This window comes from Pseudomonas putida (assembly GCF_002906855.1).
In the GTDB taxonomy this organism is placed as follows: Bacteria; Pseudomonadota; Gammaproteobacteria; order Pseudomonadales; family Pseudomonadaceae; genus Aquipseudomonas; species Aquipseudomonas putida_N.
The window spans coordinates 1,740,395-1,762,310 of sequence record NZ_MINI01000038.1; the positions used below are offsets into that span (position 1 = coordinate 1,740,395).

A 21,916-nucleotide genomic window follows, 5' to 3' on the forward strand; every position below is an offset into this window, starting at 1 on the left:
TATACTTTTGCTTCTCGGAGTCTGGGGGCAACAGTGGAAGCAGAAAATGGCAACAAGCCAGCCCGGCATCCTTCGATCATGGACTTCGCGGCCTGTCGTGGGATTGCCGAGGGGCCCGTGTTCATCGTCGCGTCGGGGGCCTCGGCAAAGGGCTTCCCCATGCAGCGCTTCGCCAATGTGCCGATGATCACGCTCAACGGCGCGATCTCGATGTTCTCGGAACAGGGCCCGCGTCCGTACTTCTACGTGTGTACCGATACCGGGTTTGCGCACCAGCAGCCTGAGCTTTACGCCAAGGCGGTGCGCCTTAGCCGGCGCCTGGCGATCTGGCCAAGTGAAGTCGGAGCACTGCCTGTATCGACCAAGGCGCAGGTTTTCCCGCTGGCCAAGGCGGCGCGCTCGCGCCTGTTCGACTCACTGTTCAATCCTGATCCGGCCGTGGTGCGCAGCCGTGCCTTCTGGGGCAACCGCTCGCGCTCTGTAGGCTTCAGCAAAGACCTCTCGCAAGGCTTTTTCGATGCCCGCACGGTGGCGTATGCCGCGCTGCAAATTGCCTGTCATCTGGGCTTCAACCAGGTTTTCCTGGTGGGTGTGGACCTCGACCAGTCGGTGGGGCGCTTTTATGAAACTCCAGGTCAGGCGGTTTCGCGCTGCCACCTGGACGAGGCCTATCAACGGCGCATCCTGCCCTCGTTCAAGCTGATGGCCGATCAAGTGGTCGGCGAAGACTTTGCCGTCTACAACCTTTCTGCCACGTCGAAAATGCCGGATTCGGTCATCCCGAAAATCACTGTCGAGCAGGCCCAGGCGATCATCCTTGGCAGCGCTGCACAGGCGTTACTGTGCAACCACCTTGCGTGACCGTTTACTCCCAGCAGATCATGATCGGCTCAATGGCTGCTGGCTTGTTGCGCGCTTTGCCCTACGCCCTGCAGCGCTCCGGCAACGGCCACACACCCAAACAGCAAGACCCCGCCAAACCCTAGCAAGGCCACGCCCGAACCCAGGCGGTCACTCAGTACCCCGGTCAAGATCACCGGCACGCTGAAGCCCAGGTAGGCCAGCAGGAAGAACCCCGCGCTGGCACGCGTCTTTTCGGCCCCGGCCAGTTCATTCACCGCCGCCAGTCCGCCGAGGTAGATGAAACCATAGCAGGCGCTGCTGGCTGCCACCGCGCCGGCCAGCACCGCCCACAGGCGGCCGCTTTCGGCGCCCCAGGCCAGCAAGGCATAGCTGCACGGCAGGATCGCCAGGCCCAGCAGGGTGGCCGTGCGGCTGGACATACGCCGGGCCAGCGGCTGGAACAGCAGGCCGCAGCTGATAACGCAGAACGTCGAAAACCCCGACCATGCGCTCAAGTTGTGCTGGCGCAGGATCCCAGGCAGCAGGGCGATCACCAGCCCGACGCAGGCCCAGGCCAGCAGAATGGCCAAGCCATATACCACGCTAACACCCGGGTAGCAGGGCAGTCGCAGCATGGCACTGCGCTGTGCCGGCCGCGGGTCGGGCAAGCGCCATACCAGCAGCACAGCTACCGCGCCAAGCAGCAATTGCAGGTGGAAGCTGCCGGGTGTCAGGCTCGGGCCACGCAGCAGGAACAGGCTGGTCAGCGCCGCGCCCAGGCCAAAACCCAGCGAAGTGCTGGCGGTGACCCAATTGGCGGCACGCGCACTGCTGCCGGTGCCCATCAGTTCAGCCATGTAGGCCGTTGCCGTGGCTGATGCCAGGCCTGTGCCCAGGCCCAGGAAGAAGCGCGCTACGCCGAGGGTTTGCAGGCTGGGGGCGAACAGCATGAGCAAGGTGGCGACCATGGACAGCATGAGCGCCGCGAGGATCAGCGGCCGCCGCCCGACCCGGTCGGCCAGCCCGCCCAGGGCCAGCAACACCGGCAGCACGCCCACCACGTAACCGGAGAAGGCCACCGCGGTGGCTGCGGCGCCCTGGCCGGAGAGGTCGGCGTAGGTGATATAGAGCGGGGCCTGCAGGTTGACCGCCAGGGTGATCAGGCACAGGGCGAAGGCCAGCAGGGCGGGGGAGTAGCGCGAGGGCATAGGTACGGTCCTGGTTCTTGGGTTGTCAGTACCGGCCTTTTCGCGGGGCCGGTACAGGGGACATTGCCCTCAGCCCAAACACCCAACAAGGCACACCCGGCCCGCATTTATGCTTAACTGTTCGCCCAAAATTAGCAAACACCCAGCGCCATGCACTTCACCCTCGACCGCCAAAGCCCCACCCCGCTGGTGCAGCAACTCACCGACCACCTGCTGGCCTGGATCGAACAGCAGCGCGTGCGTCCCGGTGCCCGTCTGCCATCGATCCGCAGCCTGGCCCGCGACCAGTCGGTCAGTGCCTCCTGCGTGATCGAGGCCTACGACCGTCTGGTCGCCAGCGGCTGGCTCGAGGCACGTCATGGCACCGGCTTCTTCGTCGCCGAACGCAAAGCCACCGCCGCAGCCGAGCATCAGCCTGTGTGGGGCGAGGCGGGCGATAGCAACTGGCGCCAGTTCCGCGAAGGCCACGACGAACTGCTCAAGCTCGGCTGCGGCTGGCTGCCGAACAGTTGGCGCGCGGACGTCGAACTGGCCCAGGCGATCCGCCAGGTCAGCCGCGGCAACCCGCAGGACCTGTTCGACTACAGCCCGCCGCTAGGCCTGGCCAGCCTGCGCCAGCACTTGCACAAGCGCCTGGCACGGCTGGACATCGCTGCCGGCCCCGAACGCATCCTCACCACCCAAGGTGCCAGCCATGGCCTCGACCTGCTGGTGCGTACCTTGTTGCGCCCCGGCGACACCGTGCTGGTGGAAAACCCTGGCTACTACAACCTGTACAACCTGCTGCGCCAGCATCAGGTGCGCATGCTGCCGGTGCCGCGCACGGCGACCGGCCCTGACCTTGCAATGCTCGAACGCTTGCTGGCCGAGCACCGCCCGCGTTGCCTTTTCACCAACAGCCTGTATCAGAACCCCACGGGCACCAGCCTTGCGCCCAAGGTTGCCTATCGCCTCCTGGAGCTGGCCCGCGAGTACGACCTGCGCATCATCGAGGACGATATCTACGCTGACTTCCAGGAAGGCCCGGCCACCCGCCTGGCCACCCTCGACAGCGAGCAACGGGTGATCTACCTGGCCAGTTTCTCCAAGACCCTGAGCAGTTCGCTGCGCGTCGGCTACCTGGTGGCCGATGCACCCTTGGTGGCGCGCCTGGCCGAGCTGAAGATGGTCAGCGGTATCGGTACTTCGCGCTTCGCCGAACAGGTGGTCGGGCAGATGCTGGCCAATGGCAGCTACCGCAAGAGCGTCCAGCGCCTGCGGGTGCGGCTGGGGCAGCACATGGCCAAATTGCTCGGGCAACTGGAACAGTACGGCTGGCAGGTGTTCTGTGAGCCGTATGGCGGGATGTTCGTCTGGACGCGGGTGCCTGGACGTGATTTCGTCAGCCTTGAGCGCCTGGCACTGGAGCATGCGGTGTTGCTTACTCCGGGCAGCGCCTTCGACTACCAGGGCGCCGCCAGCGACTGGCTGCGCATCAATGTCGCCTATGGGCAGGACGCCCGTGCCCAGGGCTTCCTTCAGCACGCAGGGCGACCTTCAGCTAGCTGATCGCGACACGCTCATAGCCATTTGACACCATTTGGGCGCCAACCTCTTGTTAGCAGAGTGATAACGTTGCCACGCTTGGCCCTCGGCAAAACCTGGCACGGTGAAGGGGAATCGGCGATGGCGACGAGCAGGCACGGTGTTCTGGCCAATCTGGGCATGGCCCGCAAACTGGGCCTGGGTTTTGCCCTGGTGTTGTTGCTGACGGTCGCGGTGGCGGCCATCGGTATCGCGGCGCTGCACAGCGTCGGCCAGCGCTTCGACGGCCTGCGCCAGCTGGGCCAGATCAATACCGACCTGCTGCGGCTGCGTCAGCACGAGCAGGCCTTTGCCCTGCGCTCCGATATCAAAGAGGCCGAGGCCTTGCGCAGCGGCTTGCAGAACCTTGCCGAGCGCGCCCGCAGCCTGCCAGCGTTGGCGGCGGCCGAGGCGGACCTGGCGGCTTACGGCCAGGCCTTCGAAGCCTTCGTCGAAGCGGTGCAGGCCAAGGAGCTGGCGTTGGACATGGCCAGTTGGTCGGTGTCCAGCGTGGCCAACAACCTTGATGTGCTGCAGGCCGGCCTGGCCGACGATGCCACCTATACCCTCAAGCAGTCCCAGGGCCAGCAAGGCGGCGAGTTCCTTGAGCAGGCTGGGCAGGTGGCGCAAGTGTCGCGGCTGATGCTGCAGGCCATGGACGAAGCGCGGGTGCGCCTGGACAAGAGCCGCAAGGGCGAGGAGGGGGAGCAAGGTCGCATCGCCCAGACGGTCGAGGCGGCGCAGCTGGTCGAGCAACTCAAGGCCGCCGTCGGTGACGCGGGCTACCAGAGTGTGCTCGGCGAGGTGGCCGGGCACATTGTCAGCTTTACCGACAAGCTCAACGAATACACCGACCTGCTGGGCAAGGAGCAAGGCATCAAGGCGCAGTTGCAGGCGCGTGCCGAGCAGGTCACGGGCCGGGTTGACCAGGCCTATGCCGTCGATCAGCAGGCGATGCAGGCCGAGCTGGCGCGCAACAGCCTGGCCATCGCCCTCGCCACCGGGCTGGCGTTGCTGGTGGGTCTTCTCGCTGCCTGGCTGATTACCCGCGCGGTGGTCGGCCCGCTCAAGCGCGTGATCGGCCGTGCCCAGCGCATTGCCGCAGGCGAGTTGAGCCTGGAGAGCGAGGCGGCGCGCAGTGATGAAGTCGGCCAGTTGATGCAGGCCATGCAACAGATGGCCGCCGGGTTGTCAGGCGTGGTCAGCGGCCTGCAGCAGGGTATCGAGCAGCTGGCCGGCAGCGCCCAGGCGTTGTCGGCAGTGACCGAGCAGACCAACCGCGAAGTCGGCAGCCAGAAGGAAGAAACCGAGCAGGTGGCCACCGCCATGCAGCAGATGACCGCCACTGTGCATGACGTGGCGCGCAATGCCGAAGAAGCCGCACAGGCGGCGCAGGCCGCCGATGACAAGGTTGACGCCGGCCAGCGCGTGGTGCGCGAGAGCATGCAGCGCATCGAGCAGCTGGCGACGGCTGCGGACACGGCCAGTGCCGGCATCGACAGCCTGAGTGCCGAGATCCACACCATTGGCGATGTGCTGGAGGTGATCAAGAGCGTCGCCGAGCAGACCAACCTGCTGGCGCTCAACGCAGCCATCGAGGCGGCCCGGGCGGGTGAGCAGGGGCGTGGTTTTGCGGTGGTGGCCGACGAAGTACGGGCGCTGGCCCGGCGTACCCGGCAGTCGACCGAGGAAATCGAGCGCCTGGTGGCTAGCCTGCGCGGCAATGCCCAGCAATCGGTGGCGCAGATCCGTGGCAGTACCGAGCTGGTGCGCCTGGCCGTGGCCGATGCGCTGCAGACTGAAAGCGCGCTGGGCAGCATTGCGGTGGCGGTGTCGTTGATTCAGCAGATGAACCAGCAGATTGCGGCGGCGGCGGAGCAGCAGAGTTCGGTGGCCGAAGAGATCAGTCGTAGCGTCACACAGATCCGCGGTAGTGCCGACCAGGCGGCGCTGGCAATGCAGGACAATGCCCGGTCCAGTATCGAACTGGCGCAGCTGGGCAATGACCTGAAGGGCATGGTCGGCCACTTCAGGCTGTGATCGCCTGTGCTGGCCTCTTCGCGGGACAAGCCCGCGCCTACAGGGCTACCACGATACCTGTAGGCGCGGGCTTGCCCCGCGAAAGGGCCGGTACCGGCATTATCAATTTCAGGCCTTGCGTGGGTTGAGGATCATCAAGGTCAACACTCCCGCCACGATCCCCCAGAACGCCGAGCCGATCGAGAACAGGGTCAACCCCGAAGCCGTCACCATGAAGGTGATCAGCGCCGCCTCGCGCTCCCTGGCTTCGCTCATGGCCACGGTCAGCCCGTTCATGATCGAACCGAACAGCGCCAACGCCGCAATCGACAGCACCAGCTCCTTCGGCAGCGCCGCGAACAAGGCCGCCAGGGTGGCGCCGAACGTGCCGGCAATGCCATAGAAAATCCCGCACCACACCGCCGCGGTATAACGCTTGCTCGGGTCTTCATGGGCGTGCGGGCCGGTGCAGATCGCCGCACTGATCGCCGCCAAGTTGACCCCGTGTGAGCCGAACGGTGCCAGCAGCAGTGAAGCCAGGCCCGTCGTTGAAATCAGCGGCGAGGCGGGCACCTGGTAGCCGTCGGCGCGCAGCACCGCCACGCCAGGCATGTTCTGCGAGGTCATGGCTACCACGAACAGCGGAATGCCGATGCTGATGGTCGCAGCCAGCGAGAAGCTCGGCGTGGTCCACACCGGGGTGGCCACCTCCAGCTTGAAGCCACTGAAGTCGAGCAGGCCGAGGGCGCCGGACAACGCCGTGCCCACCAGCAAGGCGGCCAGCACGCAGTAGCGCGGCGACAGGCGCTTGACCAGCAGGTAGCTGAAGAACATGCCCAGGACCAGCAGGGTGCGGTGCTGGGCAGCAACGAAGATCTCGCTGCCGATCTTGAACAGGATGCCGGCCAGCAAGGCCGAGGCCAGCGAGGCCGGGATGCGCTTGACCAGGCGCTCGAAACTGCCGGTCAGGCCGCAGACCAGCACCAGCAGCGCACAGGTGATGTAGGCACCGATGGCCTCGCCGTAGCTGACCCCGCCCAGGCTGGTAATCAGCAGCGCCGCGCCGGGGGTCGACCAGGCCACGGTGATGGGGGTGCGGTAGCGCAGCGACAGGCCGATGCTGCACGCCGCCATGCCGATCGAAAGCGCCCAGATCCACGAAGAAATTTGCGCGTTGGTCAGGCCGGCTGCCTGGCCGGCCTGGAACATCAGCACCAGCGAGCTGGTGTAGCCGGTGAGCATGGCGATGAAGCCGGCGACCACCGCCGATGGGGAGGTGTCTGCCAGGGGCCGCAGGCGTGCGGAGGTGGCATCGGTCATTGGGTTGGGTCCTTGTCCATGTGTAAGCAGTTTTTTCAGACTAACGCGGGGCGGATTGATCCTTGCCATACAGCAGGCATTGCTTTTAGCCGTACAGTCGCCAACTATTGGGCAAGTTTTCGCAACTGCATGGGAGGGGACGGGCGATGTTCAAGGTGTATGGTGACTACCAGTCAGGCAACTGCTACAAGGTCAAGCTGATGCTCAGCCTGCTCGACCGCCCATATGAATGGCAGTCGGTGGATATCCTCAAGGGCGAGACCGAAACGCCAGAGTTCCTGGCAATGAACCCCAATGGCAAGGTGCCGGTGCTCAAGCTCGAGGACGGTACCTGCCTGTGGGAATCGAACGCCATCCTCAACTACCTGGCTGACGGCAGCGAGTTCCTGCCCAGCGAACCGCGCCTGCGGACCCAGGTGTTGCAGTGGCAGTTCTTCGAGCAGTACAGCCATGAGCCGTATATTGCCGTGGCACGGTTCATCCAGTTCTACCTCGGGCTGCCGGAAGAGCGCGTGGAGGAATACCGCAAACTGCACAAGGGCGGTTACAAGGCGTTGAAGGTGATGGAGCGGCAGTTGCAGATGACGCCGTATCTGGTCGGCGACCAGTACTCGATTGCCGATGTGGCACTGTATGCCTACACCCATGTGGCGCATCAGGGCGGGTTCGACCTGGCCGATTATCCGGCAGTTCGCGCCTGGCTGGAGCGGGTGGCCAGTCATCCGCGGCATGTGCCGATGGTCGAGTAAGCTGGCGCGGTCCCACTAGGACCGCGCGGGCGCTTCAGGCGAAGCGCTTGTCCAGATAGGCAATGATGGCCTTGGATTCATACATCCAGGTCACCTTGCCCGCTTCTTCGATGCGTAGGCACGGCACTTTCACCCGGCCACCCCCTTCGAGCAGCGCCTGGCGATGCACGTCGTCGTTCTTGGCATCACGCAACGCCACTGGTACGTTCAGGCGGTGCAGGGTGCGGCGGGTCTTCACGCAGAACGGGCAGGCATGGAACTGGTACAGCGCGAGGCCCTTGGCCTCTTGCTCGATACGCGCCTGGGCCGCCGCATCACGCTTCTGCTTGGCCGGGCGGCTGATCCAGTCGCCGAACACGATGAGCTGGCCGAGGCCGACCCGCAGGGCTTTGACGATCATGGGTTACTCCTGAAATGCAAAAGCCGACCCCTGGGGGCCGGCTCGGGTCATGCGCCGATCACTTGATCAGGCTGAGGAACTCGCTGCGAGTCGAGGCGTTTTCACGGAACTCACCTAGCATCACCGAGGTGAGCATGGTCGAATTCTGCTTTTCCACGCCACGCATCATCATGCACATGTGCTTGGCTTCGATGACCACTGCCACGCCAGCGGCGCCAGTCACCTGCTGCACGGCCTCGGCGATCTGGCGGCTGAGGTTTTCCTGGATCTGCAGGCGGCGGGCGAACATGTCGACGATGCGCGCAACCTTCGACAGGCCCAGGACCTTGCCCTTGGGCAGGTAAGCCACGTGAGCCTTGCCGATGAAAGGCAGCATGTGGTGTTCGCACATCGAATACAGCTCGATGTCCCGGACCAGCACCATCTCACTGTTGTCGGAGGTGAAGAGCGCGCCGTTGGTGACTTCTTCCAGCGTCTGCTCGTAACCGCGGCAAAGGTACTTCATGGCCTTTGCAGCCCGCTTGGGCGTGTCGAGCAGGCCCTCACGGGAGACGTCCTCGCCAAGTTGGCTGAGGATCTCGGTGTAGTTCTGTTCCAGGGACATGTATCTACCTGTGGGTAAAAATCGCAAAAAGGAAGGGTACGGCGCCGCGCGCGGCGCTGCAAGCACGGCGTTACTCGTCGCGGCCTTCCATCATGGTTCGCTTGAGCATCACATACACCGCGCCAGTGCCGCCATGGCGGGCCTGGCACGAGGTGAAACCGAGCACTTGCGGGTGCTGGCGCAGCCAGGTGTTGACATGGCTCTTGATCATCGGGCGCTTGCCGTCCAGGCGTGCGGCCTTGCCGTGGGTCACCCGTACACAGCGGACTTCCAGCCGGGTGGCTTCGGCGATGAAGGCCCACAGGGTTTCACGGGCTTTCTCCACGCTCATGCCGTGCAGGTCGAGGCTGCCCTCGAAGGCGATCTGGCCGAGCTTGAGCTTGCGGATCTGGCCTTCCTGTACGCCGTCGCGGCGCCACATCAGCTCGTCTTCGGCACCGACGTCGATGACGAACTGGTCGGACAGGCCGTCGATCACCAGGGCCTGGTCGCTGCGGATGGTCGCCGCCTGGCGCAGGCCGGCCAGCTGCTTGCGGTCGGTTTTCGGCTTGCCCACGTCAGCGCGGTCGTGCTTGATCGGCCTGACGCCGCGCACTTCAGCGCTGAACAGGGAAAAATCGTCGTCTTGCATGGTGCCTCCACATGGGCGGCGTAGTTTACGCGATCAACCCAGTGTCGTCAGTACCAGCCTCTTCGCCGGTAAACCACTAATCATGCTTTTTCATCAGGTGCGGCGACAGGTTCAGCTCGCGCCCGCGGCGCAGGCGAATGCGGCTGCGTCGCCAGAAGCGCACGCCAAGGTACAGCAGCAACAGCCCGCCCACGGCCAGGATGATGGCGAGCGGGCGGTTGGCATTGAGTTCGGCCAGGGCGGTGTAGTTGCCAAGCAGCCCGGCGATGCCGGCCATGGCCAGCAGCACGCCGAGCGTGGCGATCAGGGCCGACAGCCCGGCGGCAATACGAGCACCCCAGTTACGCGGTTCACGCGGGCGCAGACGCTTGGCGTCGAAACTGCCTTTGAGCTTCATTCCAGTTTCCTCTGTGGACATCCGGAATTCGACCTGGGCCCGGCCCTCGGGTTCCGCCCGGCTGCCGGGCGGTCATCACAACGTCAGCTCAGATCAGGCTGGCGGTAGGGGCGACACAGGCGAAGTTGTCGGCCATCACGGCCATTTCACACGCGTGGATCTGCGCGGCTGGGATCACCTGATCCTTGAGCGCCAGGTCGCGGGTTGCCGAGGCGTCTTCCACCAGGGTGCAACGATAACCATAGTCCTTGGCGCGGCGTACAGTGGTGCTGACGCTGGAGTGGCTCATGAAACCGCACACGATCAGGTCCAGGTGCCCCAGCGCCTGCAGGGTGTCGTGCAGCTTGGTGTTCTTGAAGGCGTTGGGCATGCGCTTTTCGATGATGATTTCACCTTCGCGCGGCTCCAGGCCGGGGATGAACTGGCCGGCCGGGCCCTGCGGGTCGAAGCGGCCGCCTACGGTACCGAGGTGGCGAACGTGGATGATCGGACGGCCGGCCTTGCGGGCGGCGTCGAGCAACCGGGCGATGTTGGCCACGGCCTCGTCCATGCCCGACAGTTGCAGAGGACCGCTCAGGTATTCCTTCTGCGCATCGATGATGATCAGGCTGGCTTGGCTCAGCTTGGCCGGCGGGTAGTCGCGGCCAGTGAGGCGGAACATCGTGGTTGGAACGGACATCAAGGGCTCCTTGGGTAGGGCTTTTGTATACCTATTCTCCCTTGCCTTGGCGTCAATGGGAATGGTTGACATCGCAAGCGGCGTGGTTACTGGCTTGTGGCCTGCCATTGGGGCATCGCGGGGAACAAATGTGCGGGTGGGGCTGTTAGACTTTTGTACGGTCTGAATTAGGAGTACCCCGTGATCACATCTCGTCTGCGCACGTTGCGCGACCATATCCGCTGGGCGGTCAGCCGCTTCCATGAGCACGAGCTGTTCTTCGGCCACGGCGCCGACAATGCCTGGGACGAAGCTCGCCTGCTGGTGCTGGGCGCTGTGCACCTGCCATGGGAAATCGCCGACAGCTACCTGGACTGCCAGCTCGAGGATGACGAGCGGGTACGCCTGCAGCACCTGCTCAAGCGCCGCATCGAAGAGCGGGTGCCGACTGCCTACCTGCTGGGCGAAGCCTGGTTCTGCGGCATGTCGTTCATCGTCGACGAGCGTGTGCTGGTGCCCCGTTCGCCGATCGGCGAACTGATCGAAAAGCGCTTTGAACCGTGGTTGGCGCAGGAGCCGGCACGCATCCTCGACCTGTGCACCGGCTCTGGCTGCATCGGTATCGTGGCCGCCGAGGTGTTCCCCGAGGCCGAAGTGGTGCTGGCCGACCTGTCGTTCGACGCGCTGGAAGTGGCCAATCAGAACATCGAGCGCCATGGCCTCGACGAGCGTGTGTTCACCGTGCAGGGTGATGGTTTCGCCGGCCTGCCGGGGCAGCGTTTCGACCTGATCCTGTCCAACCCGCCGTATGTCGACGCCGAGGACTTCGGCGACATGCCGGCCGAATATCACCACGAACCGGAAATGGGCCTGGCTTGCGGCAACGACGGCCTGGACCTGGTACGGCGGATGCTGGCCGAGGCGGGCGACCATCTGACCGACAAGGGTTTGCTGATCGTCGAGGTCGGCAACAGCCAGGTGCATGTCGAGGCGCTGTACCCGGAGGTGGACTTCGCCTGGCTGGAGTTCGAGCGTGGCGGGCATGGTGTGTTCATGCTCACCGCCGAGCAGTGTCGTCAGCACCAGGAGCTGTTCAAGGCTCGCGTCTGACGCTGGATTGCTGGGGCTGCTTTGCAGCCCTTTCGCGGGACAAGCCCGCTCCTGCAGGCGATCGCGAGCGGGCTTGTCCCGCGAAGCAGGCGCCGCGGTCTCAGCGTGTAGCGATCCAGATCAACAAACCCGCCTGGAACACGGCAAACGCCACCAGGCAGGTGATGGTAAAGCGCAAGCCGCTATCCTCGCGCCGATACTTGGCCACCCGCTCATCGCGTTCGCGCAGTTGCCCCTCTTTCTCCAGCAACTGCTGCTCTGCCTGCTGCAGCATGCCTGCCGCATCGAGCATGCTTATCTGCTGCACCTTTTCGGTATTCCAGCCGCCCTTGAGCTGGCTCACCGTGGTGTCGAGCGTGCGGCCCTTGAGGTGCTGCGGGTCGGCGTATTCCACTTCCATGCCGCTGGCGGTGATGAAGCGGTCGCGGCGCAGGCGGGTGTCTTCGTTCAGCGCATCCTTGTTCGGCAGCGCCATGCCTTCGACCCGGTAATTCGACCAGCGACGCTGCAGCCATTGCACGGCCTGGCCAAGCATGAAGCGGCCGAGGCCACGGTTGAGCGGCTCCAGTTGCAGGCCGCTGTCGCTGCCGAGGGTCACCCGGCGCTCGGTGTGATCCACCCGCACATCCAGCTGGTTCTGCTCCTTGCGCACTTTCTGCCCGGGCAGGCGGATTTCCATGCGCAGCAGGCTGTGGGCCTTGTCATGGCGCTCGGCATAGGCGAACTCGACGAAGCGCAATGGCCGTGCACCGCTGTTGCGGTCGGTCGGCAAGGGCGCCAGGCGCAGCAGCTGGAAGTGTTCGACGGCAAGGTCGGCCCAAGGCAGGGCGGCAGGTTCCGGGGCGTGGGGCTCTTCGGCCGGTTCGACGGCGGCGGGGGCATCGGTCATCAAGGCATTTCCTCAGATACGGGCAGGCGCTGACGGGTGCCGCTTTGCAGCCCCAATCAGCACCGATACCGCGTTATCGGCAGGTTTTGCCGATGTTTGAGGGTCAGGCCGAAGGCAACTGGTGAATGAAACTGACCACTCGCTCGCCGAGTTCCCGTGCCAGTGGCAGTTCCGGGTTGAGGTAGCTGTCACGCTGCAGGTGCATGTCCTTGGGGCTGATGCGCAGCATGTGGTTCATGCCGTCGATCAGTACCAGCTGCGCATCCGGCTTGGCTGCCTTGAGGCGTTCGGCATCGGTTACGTCGACCTGCACGTCATTGCGGCCCTGCACGATCAGCGCAGGCATCGGCAAGCGGGCGAAGGCCTGTGCCGGGTCCTGCTGGAGCAGGGTGATCAGGTAGGGCTGCACGCTGGGGCGGAACACCTGGCGCAGCGGTGCCGGCACGTCCAGGCTGGTCTGCCCGGCCTGCAGGCGGTCGAGCAGGGCGCTGCCACCGGCCAGTTGCGCCGGTGACATGCGCTGGGCCAGCTGCTCGCGCAGTACGTCCGCCAATGGCCGGCCCATGCCGGCCAGGGTGATCACCGCGCTGGCGCCGGCACGCTCGGCAGCCAGGCTGGCGATCAGCGCCCCTTCACTGTGGCCAACCAGGATCAGCGGGCCGAAACGTGGGTCGGCCTTGAGCTTGCGGCTCCAGGCCACCACGTCGTCGACGTAGCGCTGCACACTGAGGTCGCGCTCATCGGGCGTGGCCGGCTGGCTGGCCGCCACCCCACGCTTGTCGTAGCGCACGCTTGCGATGTGCTCGTTGGCCAGCACCAAGGCCAGGCGCTTGAGGTTGTCGACGCGCCCCGAGGCCGGGTTGTTGCCGTCGCGGTCGGTGGGGCCGGAGCCGGCGATGATCAGTACCACAGGCGGGGGCGTGTCCTGTTGCGGCAGCAGCAGGCTGCCGTGCAGCACACCCTGGCCCGTGTCCAGGTCGATGGGGCGTTGCAGCACGGTGGGGGCAGCGGCCTGGGCCAGGCCAGTGCACAGCAGGAGGAAGAAGGCGACCAGGCGCGACATCATGCGGTACTACAGTGGGGAGATGACGCTTTGACCCAATGTTTGCGGGAAGGTTCGCAGGCAAGGCCGAGGCTGCGCACAGATTGCCATTCCATCTGTATACTGCCCGCTTTCGTTCATCTCAGGCAGATTTCGCGGAGCGTCCATGTCCGGCAATACCTACGGCAAGCTGTTCACTGTCACCACCGCTGGCGAAAGCCATGGCCCGGCGTTGGTCGCCATTGTCGATGGTTGCCCACCTGGCCTGGAAATCTCCCTCGCCGACCTGCAGCACGACCTTGACCGGCGCAAGCCTGGCACCAGCCGGCACACCACCCAGCGCCAGGAAGCCGACGAAGTGGAGATCCTCTCCGGCGTATTCGAAGGCCGTACCACCGGCTGCTCGATTGGCCTGCTGATCCGCAACACCGACCAGAAGTCCAAGGACTACTCGGCGATCAAGGACCTGTTCCGCCCGGCCCACGCCGACTACACCTACCACCACAAGTACGGCATCCGCGACTACCGTGGCGGCGGCCGCAGCTCGGCCCGGGAAACTGCCATGCGTGTGGCTGCCGGCGCCATCGCCAAGAAGTACCTGGCCACCCAGGGCATCCAGGTGCGTGGCTACATGAGCCAGCTGGGCCCGATCGAGATCCCGTTCAAGAGCTGGGACTCGGTCGAGGAAAACGCTTTCTTCAGCCCCGACCCGGGCAAGGTTCCGGAGCTCGAGGCCTACATGGACCAGCTGCGTCGTGACCAGGATTCGGTCGGAGCGAAGATCACCGTGGTGGCCGAAGGAGTGATGCCAGGCCTGGGCGAGCCGATCTTCGACCGCCTCGACGCCGAGCTGGCCCATGCGCTGATGAGCATCAACGCGGTCAAGGGCGTGGAAATCGGCGCCGGTTTCGCCAGCGTTGCCCAGCGTGGTACCGAGCACCGTGACGAGCTGACCCCGGAAGGCTTCCTCAGCAACAATGCCGGCGGCATCCTCGGTGGCATCAGCTCGGGCCAGCCGATCGTCGCCCACCTGGCGCTGAAGCCGACCTCCAGCATCACCACCCCGGGCCGCTCGATCGACGTCGATGGCAACCCGGTCGAGGTGATCACCAAGGGCCGCCATGACCCGTGCGTCGGCATCCGCGCCACGCCGATCGCCGAAGCGATGATGGCCATCGTGCTGATGGACCACCTGCTGCGCCACCGCGCGCAAAATGCCGATGTGAAGGTCAACACCCCGGTGCTGGGCCAGCTCTGATTTAGCCAGGCGCGGCCTTTTCGCGGGACAAGCCCGCTCCTACATAGACCGCACAATGTCGAATTTGCGGTGATCCTGTAGGAGCGGGCTTGCCCCGCGAAGAGGCCGGTACAGGCTCACACAAGGCCCACTCCATGCCCCCGATCCCCTACTGGCGCCTGTCCAGCTTCTACCTGTGCTACTTCGCCCTGCTGGGCTCTACCGCGCCGTTCCTGGCCTTGTACTTCGACCACCTGGGGTTCTCCCCGGCTCGCATCGGTGAGCTGGTGGCCATCCCCATGCTGATGCGCTGCATCGCCCCCAACCTGTGGGGCTGGCTCGGTGATCGCAGTGGCCAGCGCCTGCTGATCGTACGCCTTGGCGCCCTGTCGACCCTGGCCACCTTCTCGCTGATCTTCTTCGGCAAGAGCTACGCCTGGCTGGCGCTGGTCATGGCGCTGCATGCGTTCTTCTGGCACGCAGTGCTGCCGCAGTTCGAAGTCATCACCCTGGCCCACCTGCATGGGCAGACCTCGCGCTACAGCCAGGTGCGCCTGTGGGGTTCGATCGGCTTCATCCTCACCGTGGTCGGCCTGGGCCGGCTGTTCGAATGGCTGAGCCTGGACATCTACCCGGTGGCCCTGGTGACCATCATGGCCGGCATCGTCGCCGCCAGCCTGTGGGTGCCCAACGCCCAGCCAGTGGAGCAGGGCGAGCGCCCGGCGGCGGGCGGCTTCCTGCGCCAGCTGACAGCGCCAGGGGTGATCGCTTTCTATATCTGCGTGGCGCTGATGCAGCTCAGCCACGGCCCGTACTACACCTTCCTCACCCTGCACCTCGAACACCTGGGCTACAGCCGTGGTGCCATCGGCTTGCTGTGGGCGCTGGGGGTAGTGGCCGAGGTGCTGATGTTCATGGTCATGAGCCGCCTGTTTGCCCGCTTCAGCGTGCAGCGGGTGCTGCTGGTCAGCTTCCTGCTGGCGGCGCTGCGCTGGCTGCTGCTGGGCAACCTGGCGGATGAGCCGGCCGTGCTGATCTTCGCCCAGCTGCTGCACGCGGCCACCTTCGGTTGCTTCCACGCCGCCTCCATCGCCTTCGTCCAGGCCAGTTTCGGTGCCCGCCAGCAAGGCCAGGGCCAGGCGCTGTATGCGGCGCTGTCGGGTACCGGCGGTGCGTTGGGCGCCTTGTATTCGGGCTACAGCTGGAAAATGCTGGGGCCGACCTTCACCTTTGGTATGGCCAGCGCCGCAGCGTTGGCGGCAGCCGTTATCATTGCCACTCGTTCGAAATCGACCAGGACCAGCAGCCGATGAGCATCCTCTGTGTTTTCCACCCGTCCAGCCCGGACTTGCCGAACAAGGTGCTGACCCACCACGACGACATCGCCGCGACTCTGGCCGAGCAGGGCGTGTGCTTCAGCCATAGCCCGCTGGAGCTGCGCGTGCGCCCGGGCAGCAGCCAGGCTGATGTGCTCGACGCCTGCCGCGGGTACCTCGACCAACTGATGACGGCCCAGGGCTGCGCGGCGTTCACGCTGCTCAACCGTGATGGCGTCGACCCGACGCAGGTTGATGTGCGTGACGAGCATGTGCACGACAGCGACGAGGTGTTCGCCGTGGTGACGGGCCGCGCACAAATTGGTCTTCGCCTGGGCGAATACGTGTATGCGGTGTTGTGCGAGAAGGGTGACCAGCTGATGCTGCCGGCAGGGACGCGGCGCTGGGTGGAGCTGGGGGACAATCCGTTCTGCCTGGCGTTGCGCCTGTTTGCCAGTGAGCAGGGTGTGCAGCCACGGTTTACTGGGGATGCGGCTGCTCGGGCGTTTCTTGGGTTCGATGAGCTTAGTGTCTGACCGGGCCCTGTCGCGAGCTGCGCTCGCTCCTACAAAGGTACCCCGCCATCCCTATGGGCAATGCGATACCCCTGCAGAAGCGAGCAAAGCTCGCGATAGGGCCGGTACAGACAAACCTCAGCGGTAAGTCGGCAGCGCAAACCGCTGCTGACTCTGCAGCATGGAAATCACCGGCAGTTCGCTGGCCTGCTCGGCCAGGTCACGGCGAATGGCACTGATCGCCCAGGACAACTGCTCGGCACTGTGCAGCTGGCCGTAGGTCAGCACGCGACGGGTGACCTTGCCATCGGCGGCGCGCAGGGTCAGCAGCACGCCACCATCAGGGCGGGGCTGGGTGGCGACCTGGTAGGCCGAGAACACCGAGACGAATTTTTCCTGGATAAGGTCCATATCAACTCCTGACTGTTGGGTGGGCAGACGTGAGTTGATCTTTGCAGTGACCGTGCCAGAACGTGGAGACGGGGAAAGTCCAGTAAATACGGGGCTTTATGGGGTGGTTTCACAAGTGGCATCGTGCAGGCTGCAAGGTCGTGCATTTTGCACAGTGCATTTTGCACGGCTCAGGCTTTACCTATCGGCCCCATAGAATCTGAACCTTTGACCGCAATGGCATGCCTGACAAAAACTTGGGCAATCATTTATGCCAGGAGGTTCCCGATGTCCGCTCAACCCACCGCTACTGCCATGACCGAAGACGAAACCGCCGCTTTTGCCGAGCAGGTCTTCGAGCGAGCCCGCCAGGGCGACGCCGAGATGCTCGGCCGCCTGCTTGCCAGCGGCTTGCCGGCCAACTTGCGCAATCACAAGGGCGATACCTTGCTGATGCTGGCCAGTTACCACGGCCAGCATGAAGCGGTGCGGGTGCTGTTGGCCCACGGCGCCGACCCGCTGATCGCCAACGACAACGGCCAGTTGCCAATCGCCGGTGCGGCCTTCAAGGGCGATCTGGCGATGATCCGCCTGCTGCTGGAAAGCGGCGTCCCGGTGGATGCTGCCGCGCAGGACGGGCGTACCGCGCTGATGCTGGCGGCGATGTTCAATCGCAGCGAGATTCTCGACTACCTGCTGGCCGAGGGTGCCGACCCGGCGCGCCAGGACGCCCGTGGCGCCACGGCGCTGATGGCGGCGCAGACCATGGGCGCGGTGGACGCCGCTGCACGCCTGCAAGCGCTGGCCGGCTAACTGCCCGGGGGCATTTGCGGCTATCCTTGGCGCCTTTTCACCCGTCGCAGGCCCCCTCATGAAAAACCAGTTGCTCGAATTCATCAGCCTCATCGGCGCCGGCTGCATGCGTGATGAGGAAATCGAGCGCATCGCCGACGAGGCCGCCCAGGCCTACGCCGACCCCGCTGCTTTCCTCGCCGCCAACCCGGACATCAACTACGACGACAGCTTCCCGATCCCGTTGGGCGAATGGGTCGTGCTCGGCAGCCTGCCCGACACTGTGGTGTTCCAGGCCGACAGTTATCAGGAGCTGTTCCAGCACATCAGCGATTCGTTTGACCAGAGCGTGCCGTTCACCCTCAAGGCCAAGCAGCTGGCGCGCACCGAGCCGCTGACCGCACTCAACCGCATCCAGGTGCAGATGGGCGCGTTGAACAAGGAGGCGGGCGGTTATGTGCTGCTCAACTTCAGCCAGCTACTGGATGACGAACTGCAGATGGTGATGGTTGGCCAGCAGGACCTGGCGCGGGTGCTGGAGCTGGGGGCAGAAGTGGGGATCAAGGTGGAGCCGGCGCTGGAGGCCTTGAAGGTCGCTGTTCACGTCTGAATACACCGTCTGCCTCTTCACGGGTTTACCCGCGAAGAGGTAGGCACAGGCATCCAGCAGCCTCAGCCCAATGCGGTATCCAGAAACATCATCACCGCAAACCCGCCCATCAACCCCAGGGTCGCCGACGTCTGATGCCCGTTACGGTGGGTCTCGGGAATCACCTCGTGGGACACCACGAAGATCATCGCCCCCGCCGCCAGCCCCATGCTGATCGGGTAGGCCAGGGCGAACCCGGTGGAAATGCCCAGGCCGATCACCGCGCCAAGGGGTTCCATCAGCCCCGAACCAATCGCCACCAGCGCAGCTTTCAGGTTCGACAGCCCGGTCGCGCGCAAGGCCAGGGCCACGGCCAGCCCCTCAGGAATGTCCTGGATGGCGATGGCGCTGGTCAGCGGCAGGCCGATGTTCATGTCGCCATTGGCGAAGCTCACCCCGATCGCCATGCCTTCGGGCAGGTTGTGCAGGGTGATCGCCAGCACGAACAGCCACACCCGGCTCAGCCGCTCGGCCTCCGGGCCGCAGGGGCCAGTGCTTTCATGCTCGTGCGGGGTGAAGCGGTCGAGGCCGAGCATCAGCAGCACACCCAGGCCCATGCCCAGCACCACGGTGAACGCCGCCGCCGGGCCGTTGCCAGTGATCGCCCGGGCGGCATCCAGGCCAGGCAGGATCAGCGAGAACGAACTGGCAGCGAGCATCATGCCGGCGGCAAAGCCGAGCATCACATCCTGGCTGCGCGCGCTGACATCGCGCAGCACCACCGCCAGAACCGCGCCCAGGGCGGTGGCGGCAAAACCGGAAAGCCCGCCGAGGGCGGCCAGGTGCAGGTTATCGGCGTGGTCGCCGCTGATGGCGTTCCAGAAGCTGGCCGCCAGCAGCGCGATCACCGCCAGCAGGCTCACGCCCAGGCCCGCGCTGAGCCATGGGGTGCTGATTACTTGCTGGCGCCAGGCATTCAGCAAGGAGGGTGGAGTGGCGCTTTGGCTGTGGGCGGGGGGCATACGAACCTCGAATCCATGAATGCTTGCAGTTTATGCAGTGACCTGCGCGGCTGGCCAAGGATTCCCTTTTATGGCCCCGATAGAGGACTATGCTCAGCAACAGCCTTTCAAGGAGAACGTGGCAATGGGCTCTACATTCAATGGCCTGGTCGGCCTGATCATCCTCGCCCTGGACATCTGGGCAATCCTCAATGTGATCAAGAGCGGCAGCGAAGTGGGGATCAAGGTGCTGTGGATTCTGCTGATTGCCCTGTTGCCAGTGATCGGCCTGGTGATCTGGGCGATTGCCGGGCCGCGGGGTAATGTCCGTATATGAAAGCCGCGTCCCAGACAAAATCAGCAATAGTAACGTGACAAAATTTTCACATTGGATTAAACAGAATCCGCTCCCGCATAATGCTTGCGTTGGGCCAGCCCCAACGCCATCTCCGCAAACCGCAATCCTAGGACCTTCCCATTCATGGCTAACACGGATGCCTTGAGGCAACAGGGCGCGCGAGCGTTCACGCCGACCTTGAAATCGCACTTGGCCTATACGCTGCTCAGCGGCCTGGTGATCATGTTGATGCTCAGCCTGGTGCGCCTGGCGCTGCTGGTCTACAACAGCGACATGATCGGCGACACCCCTTACTCGACCGTCGCCGAAGGCTTCTTCAACGGGTTGCGCTTCGACCTGCGGGTGGTGGTGTACCTGAGCATTCCGCTGCTGCTGGCAATGTTGAGCCCCTGGCTCATGGCCCGGCGCGGGCTGTTCCGCTTCTGGCTGACCGTCGCCTCGAGCGTGGTGATGTTCCTCGGCCTGATGGAGATGGACTTCTACCGTGAGTTCCACCAGCGTCTCAACGGCCTGGTCTTCCAGTACATCAAGGAAGACCCGAAGACCGTGCTGAGCATGCTCTGGTACGGCTTCCCGGTGGTTCGCTATCTGCTGGCCTGGGCCTTTGGCACCTGGCTGCTGAGCCTTCTGTTCAAGGGCATCGACCGCCTGACCCGGGGTACCGGCGAACAGCGCGTGGCGCCATGGTACGCCCGCGTGGCAGTGTTCATGGTGATTCTGCTGGTGGCGGTGGTCGCCGCCCGTGGCACCCTGCGCCAAGGCCCGCCAATGCGTTGGGGTGATGCTTTCACCACCGACTCCAACTTCGTCAACCAGTTGGGCCTGAACGGCACCCTGACCCTGATCGACGCTGCCAAGAGCCGCTTCGGCGAAGACCGCGCCAATATCTGGAAGCCGGTGCTGAAGCAGGAGCTGGCCACCGAGACCGTGCGCAAGCAGCTGCTGACCGCCAACGACACCCTGGTCGACGCCGACGAGGCCGCCGTACGCCGCGATTTCGTGCCGCCGGCTGACCGCACCCTGCCGATCAAGAACGTCGTGGTGATCCTCATGGAAAGCTTCGCCGGTCACTCGGTAGGCGCCCTGGGCAGCCCGAACAACATCACCCCGTACTTCGACAAGCTGGCCAAAGAAGGCCTGCTGTTCGACCGCTTCTTCTCCAACGGCACCCATACCCACCAGGGCATGTTCGCCACCATGGCTTGCTTCCCCAACCTGCCAGGCTTCGAATACCTGATGCAGACCCCTGAGGGTGGCCACAAGCTGTCGGGCCTGCCGGCGCTGCTCAGTGCCCGTGACTACGATGACGTCTACGTCTACAACGGCGACTTCGCCTGGGACAACCAGTCCGGGTTCTTCGGCAATCAGGGCATGACCACGTTCATTGGCCGTAACGACTTCGTCAACCCGGTGTTCTCCGACCCGACCTGGGGCGTGTCCGACCAGGACATGTTCGACCGCGGCAACGAGGAACTGGCCAAGCACGACCAGAAGAAGCCGATCTACGCGCTGCTGCAGACCCTGTCCAACCACACGCCTTACGCGCTGCCGAGCAACCTGCCGGTCGAGAAGGTCACCGGGCAAGGTCGCCTGGACGAGCACCTGACTGCCATGCGCTACTCCGACTGGGCGCTGGGCCAGTTCTTCGAGAAGGCGCGTAAAGAGCCGTACTTCAAGGACACCCTGTTCGTGATCGTCGGCGACCACGGCTTCGGCAACCAGCAGCAGGTCACCGAGCTGGACCTGGGCCGCTTCAACGTGCCGCTGCTGCTGATCGCGCCGGGCATCCAGGAGAAGTTCGGTGCGGTCAACCACACGGTGGGGACCCAGGTCGACATCGTGCCGACCATCATGGGCCGCCTGGGTGGCGAGACCCGTCACCAGTGCTGGGGCCGCGACCTGCTCAACCTGCCTGAGGGCGACCCGGGCATCGGCATGATCAAGCCGTCGGGCAGCGAGCAGATCGTCGGCTTGGTCAAGGGCGACCACCTGCTCATCGAGTCCAAGGACATGAGCCCGCGCATGTACCGCTACCAGCTGGGTAGCGAGTTCAAGGCCGAACTGATCGAAAGCCCTGAGCAGCCGCAGATGCTGCAGCAGCTCGAGGCCTTCATCCAGACCGCGACCAAGAGCTTGCTGGACAACACCGCCGGTGTTGTTCACGCTACGCCAAAGAAATAAGCATCATGTAGCAAACAGAAAGGGCCGCATTGCGGCCCTTTTCTGTTGCAGGAACGAATCCCCAGGCCCAAGGTCTGCATTAACAGGTGTCACACACCGGGTGT

23 protein-coding genes and 1 pseudogene are annotated in these 21,916 nt (G+C 64.6%); 13 read left to right on the forward strand and 11 right to left on the reverse strand.

Annotated features, from left to right (window positions below):
* Window positions 1-78: 78 nt before the first annotated feature.
* A complete protein-coding gene (locus BGP85_RS20635; protein WP_103449893.1) occupies window positions 79-861 on the forward strand; it encodes a lipopolysaccharide biosynthesis protein in 783 nt (260 codons plus the stop codon).
* Between the two features lie 29 nt (window positions 862-890).
* Here the strand turns inward: BGP85_RS20635 and BGP85_RS20640 are convergent, their stop codons facing one another.
* Complete coding sequence (locus tag BGP85_RS20640) at window positions 891-2,051, reverse strand: MFS transporter (RefSeq protein ID WP_103449641.1); 1,161 nt, start codon at window positions 2,049-2,051, stop codon at window positions 891-893.
* Between the two features lie 150 nt (window positions 2,052-2,201).
* Here BGP85_RS20640 and BGP85_RS20645 point away from each other — a divergent pair, with 150 nt between their 5' ends.
* From BGP85_RS20645 to BGP85_RS29660, 3 genes and pseudogenes are all read left to right on the forward strand, one after another.
* Window positions 2,202-3,599: an aminotransferase-like domain-containing protein gene (locus BGP85_RS20645; RefSeq protein WP_103449642.1), complete on the forward strand. Its 1,398-nt coding sequence runs from the start codon at window positions 2,202-2,204 to the stop codon at window positions 3,597-3,599.
* Between the two features lie 969 nt (window positions 3,600-4,568).
* A pseudogene (locus BGP85_RS29655) lies at window positions 4,569-4,793 on the forward strand (HAMP domain-containing protein); the annotation flags it as partial.
* Window positions 4,791-5,654, forward strand: a complete 864-nt coding sequence (locus BGP85_RS29660) for a methyl-accepting chemotaxis protein (RefSeq protein WP_371263261.1) — start codon at window positions 4,791-4,793, stop codon at window positions 5,652-5,654. The pseudogene BGP85_RS29655 and the gene BGP85_RS29660, both read left to right, overlap by 3 nt.
* A 108-nt stretch (window positions 5,655-5,762) precedes the next feature.
* Here the strand turns inward: BGP85_RS29660 and BGP85_RS20655 are convergent, their stop codons facing one another.
* Window positions 5,763-6,953 (reverse strand): benzoate/H(+) symporter BenE family transporter, encoded by a 1,191-nt coding sequence (locus tag BGP85_RS20655; RefSeq protein WP_103449644.1) that lies wholly within the window; start codon window positions 6,951-6,953, stop codon window positions 5,763-5,765.
* Window positions 6,954-7,099: 146 nt separating this feature from the next.
* Between BGP85_RS20655 and BGP85_RS20660 the strand changes: the two genes are divergently transcribed.
* On the forward strand, window positions 7,100-7,702 hold the full coding sequence (locus BGP85_RS20660; protein WP_103449645.1) for a glutathione S-transferase family protein: 603 nt from the start codon (window positions 7,100-7,102) through the stop codon (window positions 7,700-7,702).
* A 34-nt stretch (window positions 7,703-7,736) separates the two neighbouring features.
* On the opposite strand, the gene BGP85_RS20665 is transcribed toward BGP85_RS20660, so the two are convergent.
* From BGP85_RS20665 to BGP85_RS20685, 5 genes are all read right to left on the reverse strand, one after another.
* On the reverse strand, window positions 7,737-8,102 hold the full coding sequence (locus tag BGP85_RS20665; protein WP_103449646.1) for a glutaredoxin: 366 nt from the start codon (window positions 8,100-8,102) through the stop codon (window positions 7,737-7,739).
* Between the two features lie 58 nt (window positions 8,103-8,160).
* Window positions 8,161-8,706, reverse strand: a complete 546-nt coding sequence (folE, locus tag BGP85_RS20670; protein ID WP_103449647.1) for a GTP cyclohydrolase I FolE — start codon at window positions 8,704-8,706, stop codon at window positions 8,161-8,163.
* Window positions 8,707-8,776: 70 nt separating this feature from the next.
* A complete protein-coding gene (locus BGP85_RS20675; RefSeq protein WP_103449648.1) occupies window positions 8,777-9,337 on the reverse strand; it encodes a Smr/MutS family protein in 561 nt (186 codons plus the stop codon).
* Window positions 9,338-9,413: 76 nt separating this feature from the next.
* Window positions 9,414-9,734, reverse strand: coding sequence for a hypothetical protein (locus tag BGP85_RS20680; RefSeq protein ID WP_103449649.1), 321 nt, complete (start codon window positions 9,732-9,734; stop codon window positions 9,414-9,416).
* Between the two features lie 88 nt (window positions 9,735-9,822).
* Entirely contained in the window at window positions 9,823-10,413 is a 591-nt protein-coding gene (locus BGP85_RS20685; protein ID WP_103449650.1) for a cysteine hydrolase family protein, read from the reverse strand.
* 180 nt (window positions 10,414-10,593) lie between these two features.
* Here BGP85_RS20685 and prmB point away from each other — a divergent pair, with 180 nt between their 5' ends.
* Entirely contained in the window at window positions 10,594-11,502 is a 909-nt protein-coding gene (prmB, locus tag BGP85_RS20690; protein WP_103449651.1) for a 50S ribosomal protein L3 N(5)-glutamine methyltransferase, read from the forward strand.
* Window positions 11,503-11,602: 100 nt separating this feature from the next.
* On the opposite strand, the gene BGP85_RS20695 is transcribed toward prmB, so the two are convergent.
* Window positions 11,603-12,391, reverse strand: a complete 789-nt coding sequence (locus BGP85_RS20695) for a hypothetical protein (RefSeq protein WP_103449652.1) — start codon at window positions 12,389-12,391, stop codon at window positions 11,603-11,605.
* Between the two features lie 103 nt (window positions 12,392-12,494).
* Window positions 12,495-13,457 (reverse strand): alpha/beta hydrolase, encoded by a 963-nt coding sequence (locus BGP85_RS20700; RefSeq protein WP_103449653.1) that lies wholly within the window; start codon window positions 13,455-13,457, stop codon window positions 12,495-12,497.
* 142 nt (window positions 13,458-13,599) lie between these two features.
* On the opposite strand from BGP85_RS20700, the gene aroC reads away from it, so the two are divergent.
* The 3 genes from aroC to BGP85_RS20715 all read left to right on the forward strand — a co-directional run bounded on the left by aroC (window position 13,600) and on the right by BGP85_RS20715 (window position 16,522).
* Entirely contained in the window at window positions 13,600-14,691 is a 1,092-nt protein-coding gene (gene aroC, locus BGP85_RS20705) for a chorismate synthase (RefSeq protein ID WP_103449654.1), read from the forward strand.
* A gap of 134 nt (window positions 14,692-14,825) precedes the next feature.
* Complete coding sequence (locus BGP85_RS20710) at window positions 14,826-15,983, forward strand: MFS transporter (RefSeq protein WP_103449655.1); 1,158 nt, start codon at window positions 14,826-14,828, stop codon at window positions 15,981-15,983.
* Window positions 15,980-16,522, forward strand: coding sequence for an oxidase (locus BGP85_RS20715; RefSeq protein WP_103449656.1), 543 nt, complete (start codon window positions 15,980-15,982; stop codon window positions 16,520-16,522). The genes BGP85_RS20710 and BGP85_RS20715 overlap by 4 nt, the downstream gene beginning before the upstream one ends.
* A 117-nt stretch (window positions 16,523-16,639) precedes the next feature.
* On the opposite strand, the gene BGP85_RS20720 is transcribed toward BGP85_RS20715, so the two are convergent.
* Entirely contained in the window at window positions 16,640-16,912 is a 273-nt protein-coding gene (locus BGP85_RS20720) for a DUF3509 domain-containing protein (protein WP_027596016.1), read from the reverse strand.
* A gap of 267 nt (window positions 16,913-17,179) precedes the next feature.
* On the opposite strand from BGP85_RS20720, the gene BGP85_RS20730 reads away from it, so the two are divergent.
* Window positions 17,180-17,704 carry an ankyrin repeat domain-containing protein gene (locus BGP85_RS20730; RefSeq protein WP_103449894.1) on the forward strand — a complete coding sequence of 175 codons (525 nt, stop codon included), beginning with the start codon at window positions 17,180-17,182 and terminating at the stop codon, window positions 17,702-17,704.
* 58 nt (window positions 17,705-17,762) lie between these two features.
* Window positions 17,763-18,293 (forward strand): hypothetical protein, encoded by a 531-nt coding sequence (locus BGP85_RS20735; RefSeq protein ID WP_103449657.1) that lies wholly within the window; start codon window positions 17,763-17,765, stop codon window positions 18,291-18,293.
* Window positions 18,294-18,355: 62 nt separating this feature from the next.
* Here the strand turns inward: BGP85_RS20735 and BGP85_RS20740 are convergent, their stop codons facing one another.
* Complete coding sequence (locus BGP85_RS20740; protein ID WP_103449658.1) at window positions 18,356-19,294, reverse strand: ZIP family metal transporter; 939 nt, start codon at window positions 19,292-19,294, stop codon at window positions 18,356-18,358.
* 124 nt (window positions 19,295-19,418) lie between these two features.
* Between BGP85_RS20740 and BGP85_RS20745 the strand changes: the two genes are divergently transcribed.
* Both BGP85_RS20745 and BGP85_RS20750 read left to right on the forward strand, forming a co-directional pair.
* Window positions 19,419-19,610: a PLDc N-terminal domain-containing protein gene (locus BGP85_RS20745; RefSeq protein ID WP_027919512.1), complete on the forward strand. Its 192-nt coding sequence runs from the start codon at window positions 19,419-19,421 to the stop codon at window positions 19,608-19,610.
* A 144-nt stretch (window positions 19,611-19,754) separates the two neighbouring features.
* On the forward strand, window positions 19,755-21,812 hold the full coding sequence (locus BGP85_RS20750; protein ID WP_103449659.1) for an LTA synthase family protein: 2,058 nt from the start codon (window positions 19,755-19,757) through the stop codon (window positions 21,810-21,812).
* The last annotated feature ends 104 nt before the right edge of the window (window positions 21,813-21,916 follow it).

Excerpts from the sequence above, each read along its gene's own strand:
- BGP85_RS20635 (WP_103449893.1), top strand. The coding sequence starts at position 79 with ATGGACTTCGCGGCCTGTCGTGGGATTGCCGAGGGGCCCGTGTTCATC.
- BGP85_RS20640 (WP_103449641.1), bottom strand. The coding sequence starts at position 2,051 with ATGCCCTCGCGCTACTCCCCCGCCCTGCTGGCCTTCGCCCTGTGCCTG.
- BGP85_RS20645 (WP_103449642.1), top strand. The coding sequence starts at position 2,202 with ATGCACTTCACCCTCGACCGCCAAAGCCCCACCCCGCTGGTGCAGCAA.
- BGP85_RS29660 (WP_371263261.1), top strand. The coding sequence starts at position 4,791 with ATGGCCGCCGGGTTGTCAGGCGTGGTCAGCGGCCTGCAGCAGGGTATC.
- BGP85_RS20655 (WP_103449644.1), bottom strand. The coding sequence starts at position 6,953 with ATGACCGATGCCACCTCCGCACGCCTGCGGCCCCTGGCAGACACCTCC.
- BGP85_RS20660 (WP_103449645.1), top strand. The coding sequence starts at position 7,100 with ATGTTCAAGGTGTATGGTGACTACCAGTCAGGCAACTGCTACAAGGTC.
- BGP85_RS20665 (WP_103449646.1), bottom strand. The coding sequence starts at position 8,102 with ATGATCGTCAAAGCCCTGCGGGTCGGCCTCGGCCAGCTCATCGTGTTC.
- folE (WP_103449647.1), bottom strand. The coding sequence starts at position 8,706 with ATGTCCCTGGAACAGAACTACACCGAGATCCTCAGCCAACTTGGCGAG.
- BGP85_RS20675 (WP_103449648.1), bottom strand. The coding sequence starts at position 9,337 with ATGCAAGACGACGATTTTTCCCTGTTCAGCGCTGAAGTGCGCGGCGTC.
- BGP85_RS20680 (WP_103449649.1), bottom strand. The coding sequence starts at position 9,734 with ATGAAGCTCAAAGGCAGTTTCGACGCCAAGCGTCTGCGCCCGCGTGAA.
- BGP85_RS20685 (WP_103449650.1), bottom strand. The coding sequence starts at position 10,413 with ATGTCCGTTCCAACCACGATGTTCCGCCTCACTGGCCGCGACTACCCG.
- BGP85_RS20695 (WP_103449652.1), bottom strand. The coding sequence starts at position 12,391 with ATGACCGATGCCCCCGCCGCCGTCGAACCGGCCGAAGAGCCCCACGCC.
- BGP85_RS20700 (WP_103449653.1), bottom strand. The coding sequence starts at position 13,457 with ATGATGTCGCGCCTGGTCGCCTTCTTCCTCCTGCTGTGCACTGGCCTG.
- aroC (WP_103449654.1), top strand. The coding sequence starts at position 13,600 with ATGTCCGGCAATACCTACGGCAAGCTGTTCACTGTCACCACCGCTGGC.
- BGP85_RS20710 (WP_103449655.1), top strand. The coding sequence starts at position 14,826 with ATGCCCCCGATCCCCTACTGGCGCCTGTCCAGCTTCTACCTGTGCTAC.
- BGP85_RS20715 (WP_103449656.1), top strand. The coding sequence starts at position 15,980 with ATGAGCATCCTCTGTGTTTTCCACCCGTCCAGCCCGGACTTGCCGAAC.
- BGP85_RS20720 (WP_027596016.1), bottom strand. The coding sequence starts at position 16,912 with ATGGACCTTATCCAGGAAAAATTCGTCTCGGTGTTCTCGGCCTACCAG.
- BGP85_RS20730 (WP_103449894.1), top strand. The coding sequence starts at position 17,180 with ATGTCCGCTCAACCCACCGCTACTGCCATGACCGAAGACGAAACCGCC.
- BGP85_RS20735 (WP_103449657.1), top strand. The coding sequence starts at position 17,763 with ATGAAAAACCAGTTGCTCGAATTCATCAGCCTCATCGGCGCCGGCTGC.
- BGP85_RS20740 (WP_103449658.1), bottom strand. The coding sequence starts at position 19,294 with ATGCCCCCCGCCCACAGCCAAAGCGCCACTCCACCCTCCTTGCTGAAT.
- BGP85_RS20745 (WP_027919512.1), top strand. The coding sequence starts at position 19,419 with ATGGGCTCTACATTCAATGGCCTGGTCGGCCTGATCATCCTCGCCCTG.
- BGP85_RS20750 (WP_103449659.1), top strand. The coding sequence starts at position 19,755 with ATGGCTAACACGGATGCCTTGAGGCAACAGGGCGCGCGAGCGTTCACG.